Raw genomic sequence first — 7,408 nt, 5'->3', positions numbered from 1 at the left:
TTACGATTGTGTTGAATTGGAGTGCAGAGATGAACAAGCAACCTGACTAAATCAGTGCGGTAGTTTGGGGCGTAGGAGAGAATAGACCCAGGTACCGAGAATAGCGCTTGCAATTGTCACCGCGGTCACGGTAAGTCCGGAACCCAGCTGCGCATACAACGGACCGGGACAAGCTCCGGTGAATGCCCAACCGATGCCGAAAAGAAATCCGCCAATGATGTAGCCATGATTGTTTTGTTTGGCAGGGATCGCAATCGGTTCCCCGGATAGAGTTTTCACTTGAGACTGCTTGATCAACCAGACCGAAAGCATTCCTACAGGAATGGCGGTCGCAAAGATTCCATATAGTTGAAAACCTTGAAAACGAAACATTTCCTGGATCCGGAACCAGGAGATGGCTTCGCTCTTTGTCAAAGCGATTCCAAAACCAATGCCCAGTAAAAGATATTTGATGTTCTTCATCGTATCAATAAAAGAATTCTTGGAAGCAAAAGATAAGTTGCTGCAATCCCACCGGCAAAAAAGGATAACAGTGCAATCAACGAAGGCAATTGAAAGCTGGAAAGACCCATGATTCCGTGACCGGATGTGCAACCACCCGCGTACCGGGTTCCGAAACCAACAAGAAATCCGCCGGCTACGATGAAGATGAGCCCGGGAAAAGTGACAAGACTGTGCCAATTGAAAATTTCGTGTGGCAACAATCCCGTTTGCGGTTCGATGCCCAATGCCTGCAAATCCTGAACGGTCTTCGCAGAAATAGCAACCGGATCCGGCGAACGGAGCAAATATCCACTGAGAAAACCGCCAATCACAATTCCCGCCGCGAAAAACAGATTCCAGCTCTCTTTCTTCCAGTCGTATTTGAGAAAAGGAATGTTCGCGGGAAAACAAGCTGCGCAGATATGGCGTAAAGAAGATGAGATGCCAAGCGCCTTATTCCCCGCAATCAACAGTGCAGGGACTGCTAGTCCGATCAACGGTCCAGCAATGTACCACGGCCACGGCTGCCTTAACCACTCCATGTTTTCCCGATACTACATCAGAAGTGTGCGTCAGGCCAGTTTCACATCATAATCTCGGATCGACCGGTTCACTTTCAAGAGCGAGAGCGCCAAACACACATTCATGGACGCGTCGCAGAGGCTCCAGACGTACGAAGCGCTCAAGCGCTTCAACACCCAGCGCAAATTCGCGCAGAGCAAGGGAACGTTTTGTGGAGAGCCCGCGGGAACGGAGCCGCTCCAAATTCTCAGGATGCGTATACTCCGGTCCATAGATGATGCGCAGATATTCCCGCCCCCGGCACTTGATCGCGGGTTGCAACAGGCCTCTCCTTCCACGCATAACAAAATCAAAAGGCTTCACAACCATTCCTTCATTTCCGTTTTCCGTTAGCTCTTTCCACCATGCGATTCCATCTTCGCAGCTCTGTGTATCTGTTAGATCGACAACTCTATATTTCGTTTGCAGAAGAATCGACTCCGGCGAAGTTTCGCAAATCCGCTGCAGCGATTCCATATGCCATACGTGATCACGGTCAATATGAACCTTTCCTTCCGTAGCCAACAAATGAAACGGCGCGAGCTTCAAATCAGAAACAGACCTGACGGACCAGCAGTATCCCCTGTACGCATCAACATATTGATCGATCATCGACAATCGATCCTTGTGACTCTCGACCAAATCGCTCTGACCCGCACAATTCAAAGCTTGAATCGACTGCTGCAGCGCCGCATTTGCCGCAGTTCCGACCGCGGCATACTGGCTTTGAAGCAGATCCTGAGCCTTCGCGGACCAGGGCATCAACTCACAATCGAGACAGACCCAGTCCGTTTGAAACGTTTCCCAGATGCTCGCAGCGCTCAAAGCCGAATGAATCTGTTCCAGCACTTGCTGCTCCAGTTCCCGATCTTCAAAGAAACGACGGCCCGTGCGAGTGTAGCAAATCCCAAATCCTTCGAACACGCCAAAGCGTTTCACCGCCGTCTTTTCCTCACGGCACACAATGACGACCGCACGCGATCCCATGTGCTTTTCCTCGCAGACAACTCTGCCGGCTCCGTGCGTCCTGTAATATGAGAAAGCTTCTGCCGGATGCTCCAGCAATCCAGGTTCATTACTCGTTTCGCAAGGCGACATCGTTGGCGGAAGGTAGATCAGCCATTTTGGGCTGACCGCGAAACGGCTCATCACTTCGAGTGCAGCAATGGCATTTTCTTCACGAACGGTCACATTGCGATAAAGCGATGTTGAGATGATCCGCTTTCCGATCACATCTTCAATATCCAGCAGATCATCGTGTTGTTGCTGCGCGGTCAGAGCCGGTGCTTGTTTCTCTTCTTCCAGAAATGGTTTTGCCGGAGCATAGTACGTGAATCTCGCCGGCACCGATACAAGATCCTTTTCCGGATACCGTAAGGCTGTCAGTTTTCCTCCAAATACACATCCCGTATCAACGTTGATCGTACCGTTGAGCCATTCCGGTTCCGGCACAGGCGTATGACCGTACACAACAATCGCTTTGCCGCGGTAATCAGACGCCCAGTTGTAGCGGATCGGCAAACCGTACTCATCCGTTTCACCGCTTGTTTCTCCATACAGAGCAAAATCGCGAACGCGGCCTGATCCTCGCCCTTGCAAATCAGCTTTCATCCCTGCATGAGAAACAACGAGCCGCCCGTCATCCAACACATAGTGACTGATGAGACGATCCAGAAATTTCGACACTCTTTGTATGAATTCCGGCGGCTCATTTTCCAATTGCTTCAGTGATTCAGCCAGACCATGCGTGATGCGAACGTCTTTACCATTCAACTTACGCAGCAGTTTCGTGTCATGGTTCCCGGGAACGCAAAGCGCTGTTCCTGAATCAACCATGTCCATAACAAGACGCAATACTTCAGGCGTCTTCGGACCGCGATCGACAAGATCTCCAAGAAAGACAACCCTTCTACCTTCAGGATGAACCACCCTGTAACTACTTTCTGAATCCGTTTGATCGACCTGATATCCAAGCCTGTTCAGCAGTTCAGCAAGCTCATCGAAGCATCCATGAATATCTCCGATTATGTCAAAAGGACCATGATCGAACCGTCTGTTGTTCCAGAGCGGCTGGCGTTCCACTTCGGCTGTATCAACCTCCTCCGGAGAATCCAGCACGTAGACATAACGGAAACCCTCCCGTTCCAAATTCCTGATGGAACGCCGCAACAATTGACAGTGCTGGCGCACAACATGCGATCCAAACTGCCTGTCCGATCGCGTCTCATTCCGCTTCAGACAAATCTTTTCAGGCACCTTAAGAACAATCACCACTGCAAAAGCGTGGAACTTTCTCGCGAGCTGTACGAGCGGCTGTCTAGCTTCCTGCTGAACGTTTGTCGCATCAATGACTGTCAGCTTTGCAGATTCTAATCTTTTAGTAGCAACAAAATGCAGCGCCTCAAACGCGCGTTCTGTTGCCGTTTGATCATTTTCATCATCGGACACCAGCCCGCGAAAGAAATCAGACGAAAGCAACTCTGTCGGTTTGAAATGCTTGCGCGCAAATGTGCTTTTCCCTGAGCCCGAGGCGCCGATCAGCACCACAACAGATAACTCCGGTATCGTGATTTTCATCGCTGAAATACCCCCATCTGTGTGGGCGCTCCAAGCTCCCTGTCCAACGGGCCTATGGGAAGAAAACGAACAGAGTAACCGTGTCTTTCTGCCGTTTTTCTTGCCCACGATTCGAATTCGGGTCGATTCCATTCGAAACGGTGATCCTTATGACGCAACTTGCCGGCCGGAAGATTTTCAAAACGGACATTGTATTCGGCGTTTGGTGTTGTAATGATCATTGTCTTGGGTCTGGCGAATTCAAATACCACGCGCTCAAACGCGTTAAGGCGATCCATGTCCAGATGTTCAATTACCTCCACGGCCGTAGCACAATCGAATCCTTCCAATCGTTTATCGCGATAAGTAAGCGAACCCTGTATCAATTGAATCCTGGATCTCTGCCTTTCCGGAAGCCGGTCGAGCCGTAGCTTCTCGTTTGCAACTTCCAGGACGCGATACGAAACGTCCATACCAACGATTTTTTCGATCGACTTTTCTTGAAGAAAACGTTCCAGCAGTTTTCCGGAACCACAACCGAAGTCGATGACACTTCTGGCGCTTGCGTTTCGCACTGCAGCCAAAACTGCTCCGAAACGATGTTCGTTCAAACTGATTCGCTCCTCCAATTGTGCCTCCTCGTTCGCATGTTCTTCATCAGTTTTGTCCGGATCCTGATCATCCTCTTCAACGAGTCGCGCAAGGGCATCCCGAACAAGTCTCTTTCGATGTTTCAGGTAGCGCCTTGTGATTTGCTCCTTCTCCGGGTGAGATCCTAGCCACTCCGAAGCGTTCCGCAACAATTTTTCCACTTCATCTTCACCCACCCAGTAATGTTTCTCATCATCTAAAACCGGAATCAGAACGTAAAGATGCCGCAGCAAATCCTTCAGGCGAACAACCGATTGTAGCTCAACACTGAAGTAACGACTCTGCCCCCATTCTGGAAATTTTTCATCCAGGACAAGTTGAGACGCCTTCACTGTATAACCCAATGGTTCAAATAATTTCCGTAGAAACATTTCTCCGCCTCTGCATGGCAACACTGCAATCTTCACTTCAAAAGGCAGGGGCTTTTCCGCGAGCTCCTGTCTTTCCTTACTTCTTCCGCCGAGTGCGCTTCCAAACACCTGGGAGATCGCAACGCTAAGAAAAGAGGAAGCCACATAGGGTCTGTCATTCACATACTGTTCCAGTGAAAACGAATTTCCACTCATTCCACGTTTGTTGCGAACAAGACCAATTGGATCAATTTCCAAAAGCAAGGCAGCCGTGCAGCGTTCTGCGGATGCTTCCGGATAGAAAACGTGTGCCTGTCCGAAAGCAAGAGAAAAGGACTGCAAGCGCGCCGGATTCTTATAAAGCAAATAGCCAAGATCTGTGGCTGGTTTGTGTATAGTCGTAATCGTTAAAAGCATTTTGCTCTCTTCAATGTTTATCATAGAAGGAAACGAAAGGCGGGCATTACTGCCCGCCCCCGTTATTTCATAGTCAGCATTCGTTGCAAAAGCGTGTCGAAGCCACCGAGAACGTTGATGTTCTCAACTTTTTCCGCGAGCTTCTCCAGCGTCTCCAGCTCCTTCAGGCGAACCAACAGAGGGTTGTTCTCCATCAATTTGGCCGTATTGAGCAAAGAGCGCGTTGCAGCGGTCTCTTCACGCCGGCGAATCAAATTCGCTTGAGCTTGCTTTTCCGCAGTTACAACCTGGTTCAGGATCTCGCGCATATCGCCCGGCAGGATAATATCCTTAAGCGCGATTGCGCCAACGCGAACACCGACAGTTTCCATTTCCCGGCGCACGGATTCGGCGACCGATTCATCGATGTCCACCTTCTCCGCCAGAATCTCTTCCAGGCTCCGTTTGCCGAGCGTCTGCCGGACCGCCAACTGAACGGTTCGGTACAGATGTTCGTTGTAATCCTTAACCATTTGCTTTGCCATCACAGCATCTGCAACACGGTATTCAGCGAAAGCATTGACTCGAATCGAGACTTTATCGCTGGTCAAGATTTCCTGACCCGCAATTTCCAGTGTCTGCAATCGCATATCGATTGCCTCCATCCGAACGTTTTGCGCAACGTTCCAAAAACCGTAAGCGCCCGGTTCCAGTGTCTGAACAAGGCGACCTTCTACGAACACAAGGCCGGCCTTTCCTTCCTCGACTATAGTGAACGTCACCAACGCTGTCTTGATACGAGCGAGCGCCTGCAGTAAATCAGCAGGCACTTGTGCACCTTGCTTCACATCAACAATTCGAGCAGTGACCTCGACCGGTCCACGCCAGAACAATGCACGCTTTCCGGGTCCAATCACGCTCCAAACCTTTCCATCGAGAAACGCAATGGCAACCTGCGCGTCATTGGTTTCTGCGATTGTGAAAAAGCGTTCCGCTTCTGCGCGCTTTTCCTTCGCAAGGTAATCGGACCAATCACTTTCGAATGTTACGCAGCGCACGTTGTAACGTTCCGTTTGTACCTTTCGTCCAAAAGTCCAAACCCAGTATTCGCCAGGTTCCAGAATTCGAACGAATCGACCTTTTTGAATCAGCAATACGCGCTCCTGATCACCGACCAGAATGCGCCGAAACAAAACCATCTGAATCACCTCCTTTTGTGTTCATGGTTTTTCAGAAAAAGCTTCACGGGCTTACTCCCCGATCCCTTCGCGGGAGATCTTTAGAGTTCCTGGTTGCGATGTTTTCGATGATCCAAAAAAACTGGAATAACGAAAAACGGCCGCTTCCGAGGGCAGTTTCAGAGATCGCTCAAAGCGTCGGTAGCGGTGCCGAAAATAGATTTGATTCTAAGAACGGCAGGAGTGAAGCCCGATCAGGCTACAGGTGTTTAGCGGTGTTTGCAGCACCGGGCTCCGATAGCAGGATTTGAACCTGCCACTCACAGATCCCAAAATCTGTCGCTCTACCCACTGAGCTATATCGGTAGGAGTGGAAGCGGTCTCCGACCATCGGCATGCGGTGCTTCAGCGAAGCCGCACCAGCGAGGCGTTCTGAACCTCTACCTTTGATGATCATTGACATTTTAATGTCCTCCACGGGGAAAGTATTCTAATGATCGCGTGTATTCTTGTCAACAGAAATTTTGCGCGCGATAAACTGTAAAATAGATAATGTCTGCATGCTCAAATTAAAGGCGGGAAAATTTCCAACAGATGTGCTTCATGCCAGGACAGTTGGTGATCTGGTCTTCGCTGAGACCTTCTATAAGTCGGGTCAGTTGGTCGAAAAGCATTCTCACAAACAGGCCGGATTCATAATCGTCTTGCAAGGAGAGTTCACTGAGCTTCATGAAACAGGGAATCGGACGTGCAAATCATCCGATGTTATTTTTCGGCCTGCCGATCAGCTTCATGCTAATCATTTTGAGACCACTTCAACAAGATGTTTTAACATGCAATTTGGCTCGAACTGGTTGTCAAGACTGGAGCGCCTTTCGGATGATCTCATGCTGGGTGATCCTACTTATTTTTCAGGTGGCGTACTTTTCCAATTGGGTTTGAATCTTTACCGCGAATTCAGAATATCGGACGTAGATTCTCCACTGATCATGGAAGGATTGGCCCTGGAAATGATTGGATCAGCAAACCGGTTGCTCATTAAGGACGAGAAATCCGGTGCGCCTGTGTGGCTTAAAAGAGTCCGTGAACGGCTTCATGATCATTTTGCAAAGCAGTTGAGCATTCAACTGTTGGCGATGGAAGCCGGAGTCCACCCGATCTATCTCCATCGAGCTTTTCGGAAACATTACGGCCAATCGATCGGTGAATATTTACGAATCTTGCGGATCCAGT

The 7,408-nt window shown here is 49.6% G+C and carries 6 protein-coding genes and 1 tRNA gene; 1 reads left to right on the top strand and 6 read right to left on the bottom strand.

What is annotated here, in order from left to right; genetic code table 11:
• Window positions 1–51 precede the first annotated feature (51 nt).
• The 6 genes from L0156_12515 to L0156_12490 form a co-directional block, all read right to left on the bottom strand.
• The gene (locus tag L0156_12515; GenBank protein MCI0603822.1) at window positions 52–462 is read right to left on the bottom strand and encodes a YeeE/YedE family protein; all 411 of its coding nucleotides are present in this window, start codon (window positions 460–462) and stop codon (window positions 52–54) included.
• On the bottom strand, window positions 459–1,025 hold the full coding sequence (locus L0156_12510) for a YeeE/YedE family protein (GenBank protein ID MCI0603821.1): 567 nt from the start codon (window positions 1,023–1,025) through the stop codon (window positions 459–461). Before L0156_12510 ends, L0156_12515 begins: the two co-directional genes overlap by 4 nt.
• Before the next feature lie 46 nt (window positions 1,026–1,071).
• Window positions 1,072–3,621 (bottom strand): polynucleotide kinase-phosphatase, encoded by a 2,550-nt coding sequence (locus tag L0156_12505; GenBank protein MCI0603820.1) that lies wholly within the window; start codon window positions 3,619–3,621, stop codon window positions 1,072–1,074.
• Entirely contained in the window at window positions 3,618–5,018 is a 1,401-nt protein-coding gene (locus tag L0156_12500; protein MCI0603819.1) for a 3' terminal RNA ribose 2'-O-methyltransferase Hen1, read from the bottom strand. The genes L0156_12505 and L0156_12500 overlap by 4 nt, the downstream gene beginning before the upstream one ends.
• Window positions 5,019–5,080: 62 nt before the next feature.
• Entirely contained in the window at window positions 5,081–6,196 is a 1,116-nt protein-coding gene (locus L0156_12495; GenBank protein MCI0603818.1) for a slipin family protein, read from the bottom strand.
• Between the two features lie 271 nt (window positions 6,197–6,467).
• Window positions 6,468–6,541, bottom strand: a tRNA-Gln gene (locus L0156_12490).
• 194 nt (window positions 6,542–6,735) lie between these two features.
• On the opposite strand from L0156_12490, the gene L0156_12485 reads away from it, so the two are divergent.
• Window positions 6,736–7,408: AraC family transcriptional regulator (locus L0156_12485; protein ID MCI0603817.1), on the top strand; the 673-nt coding region annotated here is incomplete at its 3' end.

The sequence above is a fragment of the bacterium genome, from assembly GCA_022616075.1.
Taxonomy (GTDB): Bacteria; Acidobacteriota; HRBIN11; order JAKEFK01; family JAKEFK01; genus JAKEFK01.
This window is presented reverse-complemented; position numbering and strand designations above follow the sequence as displayed.

Bases quoted from the DNA above. Each gene is read 5' to 3' on its own strand.
- L0156_12515 (MCI0603822.1), bottom strand. From the start codon at position 462: ATGAAGAACATCAAATATCTTTTACTGGGCATTGGTTTTGGAATCGCT.
- L0156_12510 (MCI0603821.1), bottom strand. From the start codon at position 1,025: ATGGAGTGGTTAAGGCAGCCGTGGCCGTGGTACATTGCTGGACCGTTG.
- L0156_12505 (MCI0603820.1), bottom strand. From the start codon at position 3,621: ATGAAAATCACGATACCGGAGTTATCTGTTGTGGTGCTGATCGGCGCC.
- L0156_12500 (MCI0603819.1), bottom strand. From the start codon at position 5,018: ATGCTTTTAACGATTACGACTATACACAAACCAGCCACAGATCTTGGC.
- L0156_12495 (MCI0603818.1), bottom strand. From the start codon at position 6,196: ATGGTTTTGTTTCGGCGCATTCTGGTCGGTGATCAGGAGCGCGTATTG.